Source organism: Chromobacterium sp. INPA-IVC (assembly GCF_059047085.1).
This window is the reverse complement of record NZ_JBTNLS010000008.1, coordinates 100,287-118,000: the sequence shown is the minus strand read 5'-3', so window position 1 is coordinate 118,000 and position 17,714 is coordinate 100,287. Positions and strand designations below refer to the sequence as shown.

20 protein-coding genes and 1 riboswitch are annotated in these 17,714 nt (G+C 66.7%); of the genes, 9 read left to right on the top strand and 11 right to left on the bottom strand.

Going from position 1 to position 17,714, the window contains the following annotated elements; genetic code table 11:
* Positions 1 to 2 precede the first annotated feature (2 nt).
* Both murU and ruvC read left to right on the top strand, forming a co-directional pair.
* Positions 3 to 701: an N-acetylmuramate alpha-1-phosphate uridylyltransferase MurU gene (murU, locus tag ACX17K_RS16265; protein ID WP_493775605.1), complete on the top strand. Its 699-nt coding sequence runs from the start codon at positions 3 to 5 to the stop codon at positions 699 to 701.
* Complete coding sequence (gene ruvC, locus ACX17K_RS16260; protein ID WP_463089684.1) at positions 698 to 1,228, top strand: crossover junction endodeoxyribonuclease RuvC; 531 nt, start codon at positions 698 to 700, stop codon at positions 1,226 to 1,228. Before murU ends, ruvC begins: the two co-directional genes overlap by 4 nt.
* A 75-nt stretch (positions 1,229 to 1,303) precedes the next feature.
* On the opposite strand, the gene ACX17K_RS16255 is transcribed toward ruvC, so the two are convergent.
* The gene (locus ACX17K_RS16255; protein WP_493775604.1) at positions 1,304 to 2,056 is read right to left on the bottom strand and encodes a trypsin-like serine protease; all 753 of its coding nucleotides are present in this window, start codon (positions 2,054 to 2,056) and stop codon (positions 1,304 to 1,306) included.
* Between the two features lie 17 nt (positions 2,057 to 2,073).
* Between ACX17K_RS16255 and ACX17K_RS16250 the strand changes: the two genes are divergently transcribed.
* From ACX17K_RS16250 to ACX17K_RS16240, 3 genes are all read left to right on the top strand, one after another.
* Positions 2,074 to 2,271, top strand: a complete 198-nt coding sequence (locus ACX17K_RS16250; protein ID WP_493775603.1) for a hypothetical protein — start codon at positions 2,074 to 2,076, stop codon at positions 2,269 to 2,271.
* A gap of 306 nt (positions 2,272 to 2,577) precedes the next feature.
* Positions 2,578 to 3,171 carry a Holliday junction branch migration protein RuvA gene (ruvA, locus tag ACX17K_RS16245; RefSeq protein ID WP_021477442.1) on the top strand — a complete coding sequence of 198 codons (594 nt, stop codon included), beginning with the start codon at positions 2,578 to 2,580 and terminating at the stop codon, positions 3,169 to 3,171.
* A 70-nt stretch (positions 3,172 to 3,241) separates the two neighbouring features.
* Positions 3,242 to 4,027 (top strand): substrate-binding periplasmic protein, encoded by a 786-nt coding sequence (locus ACX17K_RS16240; protein WP_493775602.1) that lies wholly within the window; start codon positions 3,242 to 3,244, stop codon positions 4,025 to 4,027.
* An 80-nt stretch (positions 4,028 to 4,107) separates the two neighbouring features.
* Here ACX17K_RS16240 and ACX17K_RS16235 read toward each other — a convergent pair whose 3' ends face one another.
* The 6 genes from ACX17K_RS16235 to ribB form a co-directional block, all read right to left on the bottom strand.
* On the bottom strand, positions 4,108 to 4,458 hold the full coding sequence (locus ACX17K_RS16235; RefSeq protein WP_493775601.1) for a BON domain-containing protein: 351 nt from the start codon (positions 4,456 to 4,458) through the stop codon (positions 4,108 to 4,110).
* Between the two features lie 309 nt (positions 4,459 to 4,767).
* Complete coding sequence (locus ACX17K_RS16230) at positions 4,768 to 6,108, bottom strand: sigma 54-interacting transcriptional regulator (protein ID WP_493775600.1); 1,341 nt, start codon at positions 6,106 to 6,108, stop codon at positions 4,768 to 4,770.
* Positions 6,105 to 6,593, bottom strand: coding sequence for a hypothetical protein (locus tag ACX17K_RS16225; protein ID WP_493775599.1), 489 nt, complete (start codon positions 6,591 to 6,593; stop codon positions 6,105 to 6,107). Before ACX17K_RS16225 ends, ACX17K_RS16230 begins: the two co-directional genes overlap by 4 nt.
* Entirely contained in the window at positions 6,590 to 7,993 is a 1,404-nt protein-coding gene (locus ACX17K_RS16220) for a sensor histidine kinase (RefSeq protein ID WP_493775598.1), read from the bottom strand. Before ACX17K_RS16220 ends, ACX17K_RS16225 begins: the two co-directional genes overlap by 4 nt.
* 91 nt (positions 7,994 to 8,084) lie before the next feature.
* Positions 8,085 to 8,795 (bottom strand): riboflavin synthase subunit alpha, encoded by a 711-nt coding sequence (locus ACX17K_RS16215; protein WP_493775597.1) that lies wholly within the window; start codon positions 8,793 to 8,795, stop codon positions 8,085 to 8,087.
* A gap of 11 nt (positions 8,796 to 8,806) precedes the next feature.
* Complete coding sequence (gene ribB, locus ACX17K_RS16210; protein ID WP_493775596.1) at positions 8,807 to 9,439, bottom strand: 3,4-dihydroxy-2-butanone-4-phosphate synthase; 633 nt, start codon at positions 9,437 to 9,439, stop codon at positions 8,807 to 8,809.
* A 132-nt stretch (positions 9,440 to 9,571) separates the two neighbouring features.
* A riboswitch (FMN riboswitch) is annotated at positions 9,572 to 9,720 on the bottom strand.
* Positions 9,721 to 9,798: 78 nt separating this feature from the next.
* Here ribB and ruvB point away from each other — a divergent pair.
* The 3 genes from ruvB to ACX17K_RS16195 all read left to right on the top strand — a co-directional run bounded on the left by ruvB (position 9,799) and on the right by ACX17K_RS16195 (position 11,578).
* A complete protein-coding gene (gene ruvB / locus ACX17K_RS16205; protein WP_493775595.1) occupies positions 9,799 to 10,836 on the top strand; it encodes a Holliday junction branch migration DNA helicase RuvB in 1,038 nt (345 codons plus the stop codon).
* Between the two features lie 156 nt (positions 10,837 to 10,992).
* Entirely contained in the window at positions 10,993 to 11,412 is a 420-nt protein-coding gene (locus ACX17K_RS16200) for a hypothetical protein (RefSeq protein WP_346560770.1), read from the top strand.
* Positions 11,399 to 11,578 carry a nucleotidyltransferase family protein gene (locus ACX17K_RS16195; RefSeq protein ID WP_493775594.1) on the top strand — a complete coding sequence of 60 codons (180 nt, stop codon included), beginning with the start codon at positions 11,399 to 11,401 and terminating at the stop codon, positions 11,576 to 11,578. The genes ACX17K_RS16200 and ACX17K_RS16195 overlap by 14 nt, the downstream gene beginning before the upstream one ends.
* 42 nt (positions 11,579 to 11,620) lie before the next feature.
* Here ACX17K_RS16195 and ACX17K_RS16190 read toward each other — a convergent pair whose 3' ends face one another.
* The 4 genes from ACX17K_RS16190 to ACX17K_RS16175 form a co-directional block, all read right to left on the bottom strand.
* Complete coding sequence (locus ACX17K_RS16190; RefSeq protein WP_493775593.1) at positions 11,621 to 12,694, bottom strand: ABC transporter substrate-binding protein; 1,074 nt, start codon at positions 12,692 to 12,694, stop codon at positions 11,621 to 11,623.
* Positions 12,695 to 12,788: 94 nt separating this feature from the next.
* Positions 12,789 to 13,907 carry a glutamate 5-kinase gene (gene proB, locus ACX17K_RS16185; protein ID WP_493775592.1) on the bottom strand — a complete coding sequence of 373 codons (1,119 nt, stop codon included), beginning with the start codon at positions 13,905 to 13,907 and terminating at the stop codon, positions 12,789 to 12,791.
* Between the two features lie 75 nt (positions 13,908 to 13,982).
* Positions 13,983 to 15,476, bottom strand: coding sequence for a cyclic-di-GMP receptor FimW-related protein (locus ACX17K_RS16180; protein WP_493775591.1), 1,494 nt, complete (start codon positions 15,474 to 15,476; stop codon positions 13,983 to 13,985).
* Positions 15,477 to 15,556: 80 nt separating this feature from the next.
* Entirely contained in the window at positions 15,557 to 16,903 is a 1,347-nt protein-coding gene (locus ACX17K_RS16175; RefSeq protein WP_493775590.1) for an adenosylmethionine--8-amino-7-oxononanoate transaminase, read from the bottom strand.
* A gap of 276 nt (positions 16,904 to 17,179) precedes the next feature.
* Here ACX17K_RS16175 and ACX17K_RS16170 point away from each other — a divergent pair, with 276 nt between their 5' ends.
* The gene (locus ACX17K_RS16170) at positions 17,180 to 17,659 is read left to right on the top strand and encodes a pilin (protein WP_493775589.1); all 480 of its coding nucleotides are present in this window, start codon (positions 17,180 to 17,182) and stop codon (positions 17,657 to 17,659) included.
* Positions 17,660 to 17,714: the final 55 nt, after the last annotated feature.

Below are 17,714 nucleotides of genomic sequence, written 5' to 3'. Positions count from 1 at the left end.
ATATGAAGGCAATGATACTGGCGGCCGGCCGCGGCGAGCGGATGCGGCCGTTGACCGACCATACGCCCAAGCCCTTGCTGGTCGCCGGCGGCAAGCCGCTGATCCAGTGGCATATCGAGCGCCTGGTCCGCGCCGGCGTCACCGAGCTGGTGATCAACCATGCCTGGCTGGGCGAGCGGATAGAGGAGGCGCTGGGCGACGGCGGCCGCTTCGGAGCGTCCATCGCCTATTCGCCGGAAGGCCAGGCGCTGGAAACCGCCGGCGGCATCGCCACCGCTTTGCCCCTGCTCGGCGACGCGCCTTTCCTGGTGCTGAACGGCGACGTGCTGGCGGATTTTCCGGTTGAACGGCTGATCGAGGGGGCCGCAAGGCTGGACGGCGACGCCGCGCAGGCTCACCTGACGCTGACGCCCAAGGCAGGCTACCCAACCGGCCGCGACCTGACGCTGCGCGCGGACGGCCGCGTGGCCGCCTGCGCGGACGGCGACACGCCGTATACCTTCTGCGGCCTGGCCGCCTACCATCCGGCCTTCTTCCGCGACGTGAAGTCCGGCGCGGCAAGCCCCTTGCTGCCGTGGTTGCTGGCGGCGATGGAGCAGGGCCGGGTTCGCGGAGAGGTGCAGCAGGGAGTGTGGCTGGATGTCGGCACGCCGGAGCGGCTGGCCGAGGCCGACCGCATCGCCTCCGGCTGGACGGCATGAGCCGGCGCATTCTCGGCATCGATCCCGGCAGCCGCATCTGCGGCTTCGGCGTCATCGACGTGTTGGGCAACCAGCGCCATTACGTCGCCTCCGGCGCCATCCGCACGCCGCAGGGCGCCAGCCTGGCGGAGCGGGTCAAGGTGATCGTGGACGGGATACACCAGGTGATCGCCACCTATCAGCCGACCGAGGCGGCGCTGGAGCAGGTGTTCGTCAACGTCAACCCGGCCGCCACGCTGATGCTGGGCCAGGCGCGCGGCGCCTGCATGACGGCGCTGGTGCTGAAGGACCTGCCGGTGGCCGAGTACACCGCGCTGCAGGTCAAGCAATCGGTGGTCGGCCAGGGCAAGGCGCCGAAGGAGCAGGTGCAGTACATGGTGGTGCGCATGCTCAATCTGTCCGGCACGCCGCAGGCCGACGCCGCCGACGCGCTGGCGGTGGCGCTGACCCACGCGAATCACAGCGGCGGCGCCATCGGCAAGCTGGCGAAAAGCGGGCTGAAAGTGAGAGGCGGGCGGTTGGTGTAGGCAAGATCCGGCGGCCCGCCGGTTTCCGATCGCAAAAAAAGCGGCCTGCGGGCCGCTTTTGCCATCTGCGGATCCTCAGCGCCGCCGTTCCGTCGGCCACACCCAGTCGCCGGGAGGCGGCGTCTGGCTGCCGCCCGGGCTGAGCGTTTCCGACCATGCCTGGATATTGCTGGCGTACTTGCACAGCGCGGCGAAGGCGGAAACATTGCCGGCGTTGCCGTTGTATACCCCCACTTGCACGCCCTTGGGCGACAGCAGCGGGCTGCCGGAATCGCCGCCGCGGCCGACGTTGCCGTTGGCCAGCAGGGAGACGCCATTGGCGAGCGGCGACGGGCCCAGGCGGACGATGTTGGCGACGCTGGCCTGCATCAGGCTCTGCCCCAGCTGATAGCCCTGGTCGTCCATCCGCCGCTGCGCCTGCATCGCGCCGATGCCGGCATTGCAATCCTCCTGCGCCACCACCGGGACGATGCGGGCGCCGTTGCGGCCGGCGATAGGCTGGGACAGCTTGAGCAGGGCCAGATCCACGGCGACGCCGTGGTGGTCGAACTTGATCCAGTTGGGTTGGGCGTTGTCGCGCCGGGCGCTGACCTGGTTTTCAAAATTGCGGCCATAGTAGGCGGTGACGCCGGCCCAGTTGTCCAGGATGCAATGCGAGGCGGTCAGCACCAGATCCTTTCCCACCAGCGAGCCGCCGCAGATATTTCCACTGCCATTCTGGTTCTGAAAGTTCAGCTTGATGTAATTGGTTTCCTGCGGAGAAAAAGGCGCGGCGGCGGCAAAATGGGCTAATGCCGACAGGCATGAAACGGCAAGCAGTTTCTTCACGGATGGATTCCTTGTCGATGGAGAATCAAGGCGGCTTTGCAGCCGCTGTCAAAACTGATCCCAGCAAGGTTGGGCTGATATTTCCAGTATTGATATTCTTGACTCTCGTTAATGTGGCCTTGCCGATTCATTATGCCCAGCTGAGGAGATTGTGGAATGGCAGGGTTTGCATGGGAGATTTTTTTAGAATGACGTTTGGTTTTGTGTTTGTTTGAATATTGAGTATTTTGCCGCGAAAGCGGCTGAATATCAGGCGCTGGGCGATATGGCATAAAGTGAAATAGCCATCTTGTTAATATTCACCGGCGCGCGCCAGAAAATAGTCTGGGTTTTATTTATTTTAAGCGTAGTTACTTTTGAATATTTGAATAGCTTGTCTTGATATATCAAAGGCTGGCAGCGATGGGGGTCGCCGTTGGGTGGATCCTTGCCGGGCGAGCTTGGTGGGCGCGGGCGCGGCTTGTGGGATAATGCCGGCAGCCGCGCCAGTCCGGCGCGGGCCTGATTGCGAGAATGCCAAGATGATCGGACGTCTTTCCGGAAAACTGATCGAAAAATTGCCGCCGCAAGTGGTGGTGGACGTGAACGGCGTCGGCTATGAAGTGGACGTGCCGATGACCACCTTCTACCAGTTGCCGGCGCTGGGCCAGCCCTGCACCTTGTTCACCCACCTGGCGGTGCGCGAGGACGCCCATTTGCTGTACGGCTTCGCCAGCAAGGAGGAGCGGCAGACCTTCCGCCAGCTGATCAAGGTGACCGGCATCGGCGCCAAGATCGCGTTGGCGATCCTGTCCGGCATGACCGCCGACGAATTGGCGATCGCCGTCGCCAGCGAGGATATCAAGCGCTTGTCGGCGGTGCCGGGCATCGGCAAGAAGACCGCCGAGCGGCTGGTGCTGGAGCTGCGCGGCAAGCTCGCCACCGGCGGCAACCTGACGGTGCCGGGCGGCCTGGCTTTCGCCGCCACGCCGGACGAGAAGAGCGACATCGTCAACGCGCTGCTGGCGCTTGGCTACAACGAGAAAGAAGCGGCGGCGGCCACCAAGAGCCTGCCGTCCGACGTCACGGTCAGCGAAGGCGTGCGCCTGGCCCTGAAGAGCTTGATGAAGGTCTGACGCCTATACTGTCGATGCGGCCGCGCGAGAGCCGCGTCGACGAGAGGGAGAGGGCATGAGGAGGCGATGCGTGGCTGCGGTTGCGCTGGGAATCGGCCTGGGCGCCATGCCGGCTTTCGCCTCCCCCTTTCATTGTCCGCCGCATCCGATACGGTTGGCCTTCTACCGCATCGGCCTGTTCTACACCGACCGCAACGGGCTGGATTGGGATGTCGCCGAGGAACTGCGCCGCCGCAGCGGCTGCCGCTTCGAATACGAGGTGATGCCGCGCGCCCGCATCTGGCGCGAGCTGGAGGCCGGGAAGCTGGACATCACGCTGTCGGCCATCGCCACCCCCGAGCGCGATCGCGTCTATTGGTTTCTCAACTACATCCAGCTCAAACAGTATGTGCTGCTGTCGCCCAAGCTGCCGGCGGCCATCGATTCGATGGATGGCTTCATCCAGGCCGGCGCCCCGTGGCGCTGGGCGGTGGTCCGCAGCTATAGCACCAGTTCCTATTACGACCCGCTGATGGTCCAGCTGGCGGCGACGGGCCGGGTGGTGGAGGTGCCGGAGGAGGACTTTTTGTTCCGTCTGCTGGCGCAGAACCGCGTGGCCGGCATTTTCTCCACGCCCATGGTCTATCGCCAGAAACTGCGCGAATTCAATCTGGAAGACCGCGTGCGGGTGGCCGATTGGGACAAGGTCTCGGCGCCCAGCCCGCGCGGCATCGTGTTCACCAAGCGGACGTTTTCCGAGCAGGACATCGGCCAGTGGCAGGCGCTGGTGGACAAGATGAACCGGGACGGCACCATGCGCAGGCTGATCGGCCGCTACATGACGCCGGCGGAGACCGAAACGGCGTTGTGGCATTGAGCGGACGAAAAAAAGCCCGCCTTTCGGCGGGCAAACGGATGCGGGACGGTTGCCGTCCGAGATGAACGGCGAAATCGGACTTAGCCGGCGGGCAGCAGGTTGACCTGGCTGCGCACGCTCTTCACGCCCGGCACGCGAGCCACTTCCTCGGCGATGCGGGAAACCACGTCCTGGTTCGGCGCGGTGCCGTTCAACACCACGTCGCCGTTGTTGACCTGAGCCTCGACCTTGGCGCCCAGCTGAGCGGCGGACTTGGCGATGATCTCGTTGATCTGGCGGCCCAGTTCCGCGTCGGCGGGATTGGCGGCGGCGTGTTGTTGAACTGCTTGCTCCTGGGTCGGCGAGCTGGCGGTCTGCTTGGTTTCCGCGGCGATGCCGGCGCCGGCGTACAGAGCGGGAATCAGGGTGGCGATGATCAGGGTCTTGCGCATGATGAGTCTCCTTGGACAGGGTGATGGTCATTGCTCTTGGCCGGCGGTTCCGGTGGGCTTGGGCGGAGTTGAATCTCCTCCAACCGCCCACTCCGGAGCGCCTTGCGGCCAATCGCGCTTGGTCCCGATACAGCAAGCGCCGTGCCAGCGCTTGTTTTTCCTTATTTATCAGTCATTTGACAGTTTTGGGTGGGATGCCGGCCGGCCAAAGGGGGCGAATCTGTCGCCGATTGGCGACAGCGATCCGGCCATTCGTCATAAAATCCATGCCAATCAATGGTTTGGGGCTGTCGCCTGCAGGCGACAGCCTCAGCCGTCCTTGAACGCAGCCGCGTTCAGTTCGTGCTTTTGCAGCAGCCGGTAGAACTCGGTGCGGTTGCGGTCGGCCAGCCGGGCGGCGTCGCTGACGTTGCCGCCGGTCAGGCGCAGCAGCCGCTCCAGGTAGTCGCGCTCGAACTCGCGGCGGGCCTCGGCCAGCGTCGGAATGGCGCGGGATTCGCCGGCCACCGCCTTTTCCACCTGGGCCAGGGTCAGCAGCGGGCCGGTGGCCAGCACGCAGCACTGCTCCACCACATTGGCCAGCTGGCGGATATTGCCCGGCCAGCGCGCGGCGGCGAGGAAGGCGAGAGCGTCCGGGGCGAAGCCCGTCACCGTCTTGCCGTAGCGCGCCGCCACCTGTTGCAGGAAATGCTGGGCCAACAGCGGGATGTCTTCGCGCCGCTCGGCCAGCGGCGGCAGCGTCAGCGCCACAACGTTCAGCCGGTAATAGAGATCCTCGCGGAACTGGCCGTCGGCGATGCGGGCCGGCAGGTCGCGGTGGGTGGCCGACAGCAGCCGGATATCCACCGGCAGCGGCCGGCTGGCGCCCACCGGCCGCACTTCCCGGTCCTGCAGCACCCGCAGCAGCTTGACCTGTAGCGGCAGCGGCATGTCGCCGATCTCATCCAGGAACAGCGTGCCGCCGTCGGCCTGGCGGATCAGGCCCTCGTGGCGGGCGGAGGCGCCGGTGAAGGCGCCTTTTTCGTGGCCGAACAGCTCGCTCTCCAGCAGGTTTTCCGGAATCGCGCCGCAGTTGACGGCGACGAAGGGCCGGCCGGCGCGGCGGCTGGCCTGGTGGATGGCGCGGGCCAGCACTTCCTTGCCGCTGCCGCTTTCGCCTTGCAGCAGCACGCTGGCGTCGGTGGCGGCCACCATCCGCGCTTCGCTCAGCAACTCCTCCATCGCCGGGCCGCGGCTGACGATGCCGGCGCGCCAGTCGTCGCCGGGGGCGCTGTCGCCCGCCGACAGCGTCAGGCCCTGCGCCACCTTGTCCAGCAGCAGCTGGCCGTCGAACGGTTTTTCCAGATAGCAGAACACGCCGCGGCTGACCGCCTCCACCGCGTCCGGCACGGTGCCGTGGGCGGTGAACAGGATGACCGGCAGCGTCGGATAGCGGCGGCGCGCGGTTTCGAACAGCTGCAGGCCGTCCATGCCCGGCAGCCGCCAGTCGGTCAGCAGCAGGTCGGCGCGGCGGGCGGCCATCGCCGTCAGCGCGGCTTCGGCGCTGGCCAGCGCCTCCACCTCGTGGCCGGCGGCCTCCAGCCGCAGCCTGACCAGGCATAGCAGGTCGGGATCGTCGTCCACCAGGACGATGCGTGCGGGGGCGTTCATCGCTTGCTTCCTCCGCTCAGGCCGTTGGGTTTGGGTAGATCCAGTTCCAGGCGGCGCAGCGCGTCCAGCTTGGCGGCCTGGTCGTCGATGCGTTTTTGTTGGTCGCGCAATTGCTGCTGCTGGCGGTCGTTCTGGTCCTGCAGCCGGAACTGGGACTGGGCCTGGCGCAGTTGCAGCCGCGCCAGCGCGGCGCTGGCCGGCGACAGGCTCTTGTCGGCCAGCAGCTTGTCCAGCTCGGTGGCCAGGCGGCCCGGATCGCCGCGGTTGGCGCGCAGGACGCGCAGCAGGCGGTAGCTGTCGCAGGCTTCGTAGGCCTGCCAGCGCTGGCGCACGGCTTCGTCCGGCCAGTCCAGCGCGATCAGCAGCGCGTCGCTGCCCGGGCAGTAGCGTATCGGCGGGCTGGCAGGGCGGACGCCGGCGCAGGCCGCGAGCAGCGGCAGCAGCATTAGCGGCAGCCAGCGCCGCGGGAAAACGGATGGGGTCATATCGGCTCCGGTTCAGGCCAATGGAGGCGGAAGCGCGCGCCGGGGCCGTCGTCCAGCAGCCGCAGCTCGCCGCCCATCAGCTGCGCGTAGCCGCGCGCCATGGTCAGGCCGAGGCCGCTGCCGGGGCGTTCGCCGTCGGGCGCGGGGCCGCTCCAGAAAGGTTCGAAGATCTTGTCGCGCAGCGCGTCGGGCACGCCGGGCCCCTGGTCGGCCACTTCCAGCCAGGCCTGGCCGCGCTCGCGGCCGCAACGCAGCGTCAGCCGCCCGCCGGCGGGGCTGTGGCGGATGGCGTTGAGCAGCAGGTTGTCGACGATAGTCTCTACTTTGGACGGATCGCCGCGCACCGCGCCGGGCGCGCCGTCCAGCGCCACCTCCAGCCGTTTGGCCTGCCACAGCGGCTGGCAGCTGGCCAGCCTGGCCTCCAGCAACTGGCGCAGCGGAAAGGCGGAAACGTTCAGCGTGGTGGACAGCCAGAGGCCGGCGTCCTGCTTCAGCAGCGCCTCCACCCGCTGGCGCAGCGTCAGCGCGTTATTGCCCAGAATGTCGACGATGTGGCGCTGCTGCGGATTGAGCGGGCCGGCTACCTGTTCTTTCAATAGCGCGGCGGCCTCGTGTATCGACGCCAGCGGCGTCTTCAGCTCATGTGACACCTGGCGGAAGAAGCGGGTTTTCTGTTGTTCCAGCTCAACCAGCCGCAGGTCCAGCTGTTCCAGCTCCCGGCCCAGCCGCTGCAGGTCGGCGGGGCCGGCCTGGCGCCAGTTCAGCTGTCGGGCGCCGCCGGCCAGCCGGGCGATGCGGCGCTGCAGGCCGCGCAGCGGGGCGTGGATCAGCAGGGTGACGATCAAGGCCAGCAGCACGGCGGCGGCCAGCGCCAGCCAGGCCAGGCGGTTGGCCTGCAGCCGCATCCGTTCGATGTCGTCCCGCCAGCTGGCCTGCCGCTTTTCGCCGGCCTGGGCGAGCGTCTGCTGTTGCTGATCCAGCACGCGGTTCAGTTGGCGGAACAGCGCGTCGCGCTGTTGGCGGCGATTGGGGGGGAGCCGCTGCAATTGCGAGGCCAGGGCAAGGGCGCTGTCTATGCCGGGCACCGCTTCGGCCGGCGCGTCCTGCCGCAGCGTCCGCTGCGCGCGCTGCAGCTCGCCGCGCGCCTGGCTGGCGGTCTCGTTGAGCTTGCGGTCGCGCAGGATCGCCGCCTGGCGGCTGGCGCGCTCGAATTGCACCGCCTGCTCCTGCGACAGGCGCGCGATGTCCTGCCAGCGCTGTGCTTGGCGCTGGTGAAGCTGGGCGCTGTCGGCGGCCAGGCCCAGCTCGTGGCGCAGCTGCACCAGCGCCGCGGCGGGGATCAGCGCGACGCCGAGAAAGCCGGCCAGCAGCAGGCCGCGGAAGGAAAGGAAGCGGAGCATGGAGTCGGCGATAAAGAAAACAGGGGCGCGGATGCGCCCCTGTTCTGCAGACAGGCGGGCGGCCGATTGGTTCGCGGCCGCCGGCCCGCGCTCAGCGCGCGGCCAGCGCCGGGCGGTGGCGGGCGGCCGGCAACAGCGCGGGCGCCAGCTCGTCCAGCCTGGGCGCGAGCAGCGGCATCAGTGCCGCCAGCTTGTCCTCCAGCGCCTCGCGCATGGTGTCGACCAGCACCTGGGTGTCGCGCTCGATTTCCAGGTTCAGCCGGCTGCCGGCTTGCTTGGCGCCGAGCGAGGTGGCGCGGCGGGTTTCCGGGATCAGCCACACTTCTATCCAGCCGGCCTGTTTGTCGATGTCGGCGATGGTCAGGCTGACGCCGTCCAGCGCCGCGTAGCCTTTGGCGAACAGGTAGCGCAGCGCGCCGGCGGGCACCGACAGCCGCAGGCACAGGTTGTCGCCGTATTCCTTGCGCTGCTCGATGGTGGCTTGATAATCGACATGGCCGGACAGCGCGTGGCCGCCGATTTCGGCGCCGTCGCGCAAGGCGCGCTCGGCGTTGACTTCATCGCCGACGGCGCACGCGGCCAGCGTGCTGGTGACCAGCGTCGGCAGGATCAGGTCGAACTCGGCGCGGTCTCCCTGAGGCGGCGCGGCCACGGTCAGGCAGGCGCCGTTGACGGACACGCTGCAGCCCTGGATGAGCCCGGCGCAGAAGCCGGCCGGAAAATCGACGGCGATGCGGCGGCTGGCCTCGCCTTCTTCGATGGCGGCGATGCGGCCGATGGCCTGGGTGATGCCTGTGAACATGTCGCGCCTCCTCAAGCCTGTTCGCGCTGCAGCCATTCGGCCAGCTCGGCGACCGACAGCTGGGGCAGATCGTGGCGCTCGGCGTAATCCTGCACTTGCTGGCCGCGCATCATCGTGCCGTCCGGATTCATCAGCTCGCACAGCACGCCGGCCGGGCTGAAGCCGGCCAGCCGCGCCAGCTCCACCGAGGCTTCGGTGTGGCCGCGGCGCTCGCGCACGCCGCCGGCGCGGGCGACGATGGGATAGACGTGGCCGGGCCGCACCAGGTCGCTGGCCTTGGCGTCGGGATGGATGGCGGCGCGCATGGTGGTGACGCGGTCGGCGGCGGACACGCCGGTGGTGACGCCCTCGGCCGCTTCGATGGCGATGGTGAAGGCGGTGCCGTAGCGGCTGCCGTTTTCGGCGGCCATCGGCGGCAACTGCAGCCGCTCGGCCCGCTCGGGCGTGACGCACAGGCAGACGATGCCGCTGCCGTCGCGGATCATCCGCGCCATTTCGGGCACGGTGAGCATGTCGGCGGCCAGGATCAGGTCGGCCTCGTTTTCGCGGTCGGCGTCGTCGGCGACGATGACCGGCAGGCCGCGGCGCAAGGCGTCAAGCGCGGCGTGGACGCGCAGGGAAAGGATATCGGTGTGGGCGTTCATGGAAACGGTCCTCAAATAATGGATTGAGAAACACGTCCCGTGGGCGTGAAGCGGATAGCGTACGGCTATCCGGCGCGATAAACGCGCGGATACGACACAGTTTTCCCGCCGCGGGCGCGGACGGAAAGCTGGCGTCGTCTTCTTTCATCCGGACTATTACCGTCGGCTCTGGCATTTCACCAGATCTGCTGACCCCTCGCCGTGCGGCGAAGGCGCTCGCGGGCTCGGCGCTTGCGCGCCATACCGCCGGTGGGGAATTGCACCCCGCCCCGAAGACGTTGGCCGCACAGCGCGGCCAGCGGCGAGTATAGCGCGGTGTTAGAATGTCGGCAGCAAGATTCATCCCAAGAGTTCCCCCGATGATAGAAACCGACAAGCTGTTCGGCGCCGCGCCGGAGCGCCGCATCGTCACCCCGCAACGCGCGTCCGACCAGGAAGAGGCGCTGGAGCGCGCGCTGCGGCCCAAGCTGCTGGATGAATACGTGGGCCAGAAGAAGGCGCGGGAGCAGCTGGAGATCTTCATCGAGGCGGCGAAGAGGCGCGGCGAGGCGCTGGACCACGTGCTCTTGTTCGGCCCGCCGGGCCTCGGCAAGACCACGCTGGCGCACATCGTCGCGCGCGAGATGGGCGTCAATCTGCGCCAGACCTCCGGCCCGGTGCTGGAGCGCGCCGGCGACCTGGCGGCGCTGCTGACCAATCTGGAGCCGCACGATGTGCTGTTCATCGACGAGATCCACCGCCTGTCGCCGGTGGTGGAGGAAATCCTCTACCCGGCGCTGGAGGACTATCAGATCGACATCATGATAGGCGAGGGCCCAGCTGCGCGGTCGGTGAAGATAGACCTGCCGCCGTTCACGCTGGTGGGCGCCACCACCCGCGCCGGCATGCTGACCAATCCGCTGCGCGACCGCTTCGGCATCGTCGCCCGGCTGGAGTTCTACAACGCCGAGGAGCTGACTCGCATCGTCAGCCGCTCGGCCGGCCTGCTCAATGTGCAGCTGTCCGACGACGGCGCCTTCGAAGTGGCCAAGCGCTCGCGCGGCACGCCGCGCATCGCCAACCGCCTGCTGCGCCGGGTGCGCGACTACGCCGAGGTGAAGTCCGACGGCGTGGTGACGGTGGCGGTGGCCGACGCCGCGCTGGCGATGCTGGACGTCGATCCGGCCGGCCTGGACGTGATGGACCGCAAGCTGCTGCAGGCCATCCTGGAGAAGTTTTCCGGCGGGCCGGTGGGCCTGGACAACGTCGCCGCCGCGATAGGCGAATCCACCGACACCATCGAGGACGTGATCGAGCCTTTCCTGATCCAGCAAGGCTATCTTCAGCGCACCCCGCGCGGGCGGATGGCCACTTCCCAGGCCTATCTGCATTTCGGCCTGCCGGCGAAGGATGCCTGATGTCCTGCCCATGATTCGTTGAGCGGCCCTTCGGGGCCGTTTCCGCATCCCGGATGCGGCAGAAGGGGGCTGCGTTTGTCGGCGCGCAAAGGCTGGCCGGGTGGCGAGCATGCAAAGCGCGTACAATGACAGTATTCCTTGATCGAGCAAGCCATCATGTTCTACGTGTTGTTCACCACCATCCTGATCGTGGTGGTGGTTACCGCCGCCGCCGCCGCCCGTTTCTTCGACCCCGCGGTCGGCAAGATACTCAGCCGCACGCTGGGGCAGGACCTGGCCGACGCCTGGCGCAAGTACGTGTTCTTCGCCATCGTGGTCAGCGGCATTTCCGGCGGCGTGCGCCAATGGTCGCTGCAGCAATATCTGCCGCCGGCGCCGGGCAAGGGCACCACCCAGCTGCAATTGAGCGGCGAGCGCTGGCTGCTGGAACTGTTCCAGGCCTTCATCAGCACCTTGCAATCCATCGCCTGGGTGGTGCTGCTGTTCTTCCTGTGCGCGATGCTGGCCTACGCGATCATGCGCGCGGTGGAGTACCGTCGCGAGGAGTCGGGCCCGCGCCAGCATGGCGACGAGTGACGCAGACGACAAGCTGCGCATCATCGCGCCTTTTGGGTTGGGCGATCTGTTCGGCATGGCGGTGCGCCGCAATCCGGCCAGGGCCAATCTGGAGATTTACCGGCAGCGGGTGGCGGACAAGCGCTACCGCGAGCGCTGGCCGCGGGTGACGGTGATCCATGAATGAAAAACGCCAGCCTGAGGCTGGCGTTTTTCATGGAGCGGGCACTCAGCGGCCGATCTTCACCTGCGACCACTGGCGGTTCAGCTCGCGGCGGGACTTCACGTCCAGATCCTTCAGCGCCACGTACTTGCCCTTGGCCGGCTCCAGCATGATCACCGGGTTGGCCTTGATCTGCGGCTTGAAGAAAGCCTCGGCTGCCTTCACCGGATTGGTGGCGCCGATCTGGTTGGAGATCTCAGACGCGTTCTTGCCGTCCAGCATGAAGTTGATGAACTTGTGCGCCAGGTCCGGGCGCGGCGCGTCCTTCAGGATGGTCATATTGTCGATGGCCAGCACATTGCCTTCCCGCTGCGGACGGTAAGCCAGCTCGAACGGCCGCTTGGCGGTCTTCGCATCCTGCTGCGCCTGGAACAGGTCGTTGGAATAGCCCAGCGCCACCCAGATGTTGCCGACGGTCAGCTCCTTGATGTAGCTCTGGTTGTTGAACGCGGCCCAATACGGCTTGGCCTTGCGTATCGTTTCCGCCGCCGCCTTCCAGTCGGACGGGTTGGTGGAGTTGGCGTCCTTGCCCAGATACATCAGCGCGGCGGCCATCAACTCGCGCTGGCTGTCCAGCACGGTGACCTTGCCCTTGATCTTGGCCAGCACGGCCGGATCGAATACCAGCGCCCAGCTATTGGTTTTGCCTTCGACGCCGGCCTTCTTCAGCTGGGTGGCGTTGTAGCCGATCAGCGTCAGCGACACCACGGTCGGGGCGGCGTAACGGTTGCCCGGATCGAAGGGCTGATTGAGCGCCAGATAGCCGCTGTTCAGGTTTTTCCAGTTGGGCAGCTTGCTCTTGTCCAGCGGCTGCAGCTTGCCCTGCTTCAGCAGCGTGTTCACCGCGAAGGCGGTGGGGAACACCATGTCGTAGCCCTTGGCCCCGGCGGCCAGTTTGGCCAGCATCTCTTCGTTGTCGCCGTAATAGTCCTGAACCAGCTTGCACTTGCACGACTGCTCGAAGCGCTTGGCGGTGTCCGGCGACAGCGCGTTGTTCCAGTTGTAGATGTGCAGCACGTCTTCGGCTGCGGCCGAACCGCAGGCCACCGCCAACAAGGCGGCCAGGGCGATCTTGTTCATATACGGAAAATCCTTGTCGATTATTTTGGTGTTGCAAAAACTAACCCCTGCCGGGCAGGGGTCGGGAAAACCGTTTACCGCATGTCGGGCGATGTCAGAGCGCCACCATATTGTCGCGGTGGATCAATTCCGGCTCCACGATGTAGCCGAGCGCGGCTTCGATCTCGCGCGTGCTCTTGCGCATGATCTGGCGCGCCTCGTCCGAGCTGTAGTTGACCAGGCCGCGCGCCACTTCGTTGCCGGCGGCGTCGACGCAGGCCACCGCCTCGCCGCGCAGGAAATCGCCCTCCACCGCGCTGACGCCCACCGGCAGCAGGCTGGTGCCGCGCTCGCGTATCGCCAGGGCGGCGCCGTCGTCCAGCTGCAGGCGGCCGGCCAGCTTCAGGTGGTCGGCCAGCCATTGCTTGCGCGCGGCCATGCGGTTGGTGGCGGAGACCAGCTGGGTGCCGATGCCTTCGCCGTCGGCCAGCCGCGACAGCACGTGCGGTTCGCGGCCGCTGGCGATCACGGTGGCGGCGCCGCTGCGGGCGGCGCGCTTGGCGGCCAGGATCTTGGTGATCATGCCGCCGGTGCCGATGCTGGAGCCGGCGCCGCCGGCCATTTCTTCCAGGCGCTCGTCGCCGGCCTCGGCCTGGTGGATGAATTCGGCGTCGGGATGCTTGCGCGGGTCGGCGCTGTACAGGCCTTTCTGGTCGGTCAGGATCACCAGCGCGTCGGCTTCGATCAGGTTGGTGACCAGAGCGCCCAGCGTGTCGTTGTCGCCGAAGCGGATTTCGCTGGTGACCACGGTGTCGTTCTCGTTGATGATCGGCACCACGTTCAGATTGAGCAGGCTGGTCAGCGTGGAGCGGGCGTTCAGGTAGCGGGTGCGGTCGGCCAGGTCTTCGTGGGTGAGCAGGATCTGCGCGGTGCGCAGGCCGAAGGAACGGAAAGCGCTCTCATAGGCCTGGCACAGACCCATCTGGCCGACGGCGGCGGCGGCTTGCAACTCGTGCACGCCCTTGGGGCGCACGGTCCAGCCCAGACGCTGGCAGCCTTCGGCGATGGCGCCGCTGGAAACCAGCACCACTTGCTTGCCGCGGCGCTTCAGTTCGGCGACTTCCTCCGCCCAGCGCGCCAGGGCGTTCAGGTCCAGTCCCCTGCCGTCGTTGGTTACCAGGCTGGAGCCTACTTTGACCACGATACGGTCGGAAGCGTGAATCACCGAGTGCATCAACGGACCTCTCTATGAAAGCCAATAATTATAGAGAGGGCAGTGTACCCGAAAAAGCCCGGAGCTTGCGCCAGGTCAAAATTGCTCGCTGGGACGGTATTCCATCAGCTGGAAATGCGGCGATTGCTGGTGCAGCCTGGAGACGCGGATCAGTTGCTCGCCGTTTTCATCGCGCAGCCGGAACTCGCGCAACTGGCTGAAGGGATGGCCCGGCAACAGCAGCAGCGCCGGGGCGCCGGCGCTGGCGGGCAGCCTCAGGCCGCGCTGGAAGCTGTCGCCGCTGTGGGTGATGCTGGGCATGGCCCGCACCGGCTGCGGCTGCGGCCCCAGGATTTCCACGCCGCACTCCACTTCCGCCCCGGCCGGCTGCATCAGCACCCAGCGCACCGCGCACAGCCGGACCTCGCCGGCCAGGTCCAGCAGCAGGACTTCCCCGGCGCGCAACGGCTGTTCCAGCGGCAGGCCGCGCAGCAAATAGCCCGATTCGCTGCGGTTGGCGACGGTCAACAGGCTGGAAGCGGGAGGCGGGCGCAGATGGGCGCTGTCCTCGTCGGGGGGCGCGCCGGCCGGCTGCCAGCTGCCGCCGTTGACGCGGTGCCAGATGGCGGCGACGCCGGCGGTGATTTCGGCCACCGCGCGCGCGTCTTCCCGGTTGTGCCGCCGGCGCCGCGGACGCTGCCACTCCTCGGTCAGGCTGCTGAGCAGCCGCACTTCGTCGTTGAGCATGGGAGAGGCGCTGCCGCTGGAGGTTTTGCGCAGCTGGACCAGGCTTTTCCGCATCGAGGCCAGCGCGCCGGACAGCTCGACCAGGAAGCAGTCCGGCTGGGATGGGGACGGCCGGGCCGGGAGGTAGCGGGGCGGGGCGTCTTCCCGCAGGTCTAGCACATAGCCCTGGCGGCCTTCCGGCAGTTGCGCCAGCGGCAGCAGCTCCACCTGCTTGGCCAGGTCATAAGCCAGCTGTCTGGCCAGCTGCATGTCGCCGGTCGATAGTCGGTTGGTGGCGGTGAGTCCCAACAGCAGCAATTGGCGATACATGATGGCCAGCGTGTCGTCGCCGGCCAGTGATTTGTCCTGCCAGCCGCGCTGTAGCGCCAGCCCGTACAACTGGTGGCAGTCGAGCCAGAAACCGGGAGGCAGCGGACAGTAGTTTTGCTGGCTGATGTTCAGGTATTGGCGCGCGGCCATCATCGTGTACAGCAGCAGTTCCTGTTTGGGCTGCTCGCGCTCCAGCAGCGCATGGCGGGCCAGCTTCTCGTTGAGCGTCTGCTTGAAGGCCAGGAACAGGTTGGCGAACAGCTTGACGCCGATGGCCGCCAGCAGCCGCATCTTGGGGGAGGCGACCGCATCGCCGTGCTGGGCTTCGCTCTCCAGCAAGGGGTAGTAACGATCCAGCGCTTTCAGATAGAGCTTGAGCAGCTTGTAGCGCTGCATGGGATCCATCGGGACGCGGCCCAGCTGGTGGAGGCCCTGGCCCAGCAGCTTGCCGCATTCGGCAAGGTCGGTGTAAGGGAGGCGCTCCAGCCAGGCTGCGACGCTGGCTGGCTGGGTGTCGACGAGTTGCGGGTCCATATCCTTCTTCGGCAAGACGAGTGGCGGCATTCGGGCATGGCTCCGAGGCGGGCGCTGCGAAAGGGAAGGGATGGAGGCGCTCAGGGCAGCGGGGTGGCGTCGCCGCCGGCGCTTGTTCCTGCCAGCACCTCGTCCAGCGCGTCGAGGCTGGCCGTCAGCAGCCAGTCCATCTCTTCGGGTTTCAGCGTATACGGCGGCATGAAGTAGACCGTTTTGCCTATCGGCCGCAACAGGCATCCGCGTTTCAGCATGGCCGAAAAATAAGCCAATGCAAAGTCGGAGCGCGTGGTTTCGACGTCGAAGGCCCAGATCATCCCCTGATGGCGGAAATGGCGGATTTCGGGCCGGCTGGCCAGCGGGCGCATCCGCTCGGTGAAATCGGCGGCCTTGAGCCGGTTGGCCTCCAGCACGTTGTCGTCGTCGAAGATGTCCAGCACCGCCAACGCGGCCGCGCAGGCGAGCGCGTTGCCGGTGTAGCTGTGCGAGTGCAGGAAGCCGCGCGCCACGTCGTCATGGTAGAAGGCGTGGTAGATTTCGTCCCGGGTCAGCACGCAGGACAAAGGCAGGAAGCCGCCGGTGATGCCTTTGGACAGGCACAGGAAGTCCGGCGTGACGCCGGCCTGCTGATAGGCGAAGAAGCTGCCGGTTCTGCCGAAGCCGACGGCGATCTCGTCCGCGATGAGATGCACTTCGTAGCGGTCGCACAGCCGGCGCAGCTCGGTCAGGTAGACCGGATCGTACATCGCCATGCCGGCGGCCCCTTGGACCAGCGGCTCGACGATCACCGCGGCGACCTCGCCGCCATGCTTGGCCAGCAGATTTTCCAGCGAGCGGGCGGCGCGCAGCGCGACATCAGCCGCGCTTTCGCCGGGTCCTGCCTGGCGGGCGTCCGGGCTGGGCGCGCGCAGGCCGGGCTTCAGCAGCTCGGCGTAGGTGGACGAGAACAGCGGCACGTCGGTGACCGCCAGCGCGCCGACGGTTTCGCCGTGATAGCTGTTTTCCAGACTGACGAAACGGCTTTTCTGCGGCCGGCCGACATTCTTCCAGTAATGAAAGCTCATTTTCAGCGCGATTTCGGTGGCGCTGGCGCCGTCGGAGCCGTAAAAGGCATGGCCGAGGCCGGATAGCTTGGCCAGGCGTTCGGACAGCTCCACCACCGGGCGGTGGGTGAAGCCGGCCAGCATCACGTGCTCCAGCCGGTCCAGCTGCTCGCGCACCGCTTGCTTGATCCGCGGGTGGCCGTGGCCGAACAGGTTCACCCACCAGGAGCTGACGCCGTCCAGGTAGCGCTTGCCGTCGAAATCGGTCAGCCATACGCCGTCCGCGCTGGCGATGGGTACGATGGGAAGCCGCTCGTGGCGCTTCATCTGGGTGCAGGGGTGCCAGACGGCGGCGAAACTGCGCTCCAGCCAGGCTTGGTTGCTCATGCGGCGGCTCCTGTGTATCCGGGTGGGAAAGCGATGCTAGCACAGTCCGAACGGGCAGTCGGGGTGACGAAAAACGGCAGTTTCTGACCTATGCTGACAAAGCTGTGCCCGGGCCGGCGCCGATGGCTGCTCTTTGCGGGGCTGGCATGTTTCGTGCTGGCTGGTTTCGGTACAACATGACGGGGCAAACCCGCGACCTTTGAAGATGGGAGGGAGGGATGCGCAAACGCGCCTGCCTCCGCTTTGGCTAAGCTTGGCTCAAACTGGGAGTTCAACATGAAGAAACAGCATAAACAACAGGGCTTCACGCTGATCGAACTGATGATCGTGGTGGCCATCGTCGGCATCCTGGCCGCGATCGCGATTCCGGCTTATCAGGACTACTCGAAACGCGCGCGGGTGTCGGAAGGCTTGCAGCTTGCCTCTGCCGCGCAGACAGCGGTGGCAGAATATTATTCGACCAATAACGCGTGGGCGAGCGGTACCGCTCCTTTGAACTCCCTCTATGGGCTTGCCACCACCATTCAGGGCACTTCCGTCCAGGGCGTAGCGGTTGGTGCCAACGGCATCATCTACGTTGCCTTCAATGGCACAGTGTCTTCAGGCAGCGCGATCGCGCTGGTGCCGACCGTCGGGTCCGGCAGCATCACCTGGGGTTGCTATTACTCCGCCGCATCTGCGGTAGGCACGGCGCCTACCGGCTATACGATGAACGGCTTGACCGCGAATGTGGTTCCGACGACTTGCCGGAATTGATGCTTAGAATGCAGTGATGGAACAGGAGGCGCATGCGCCTCCTTTCTTTTTTGGC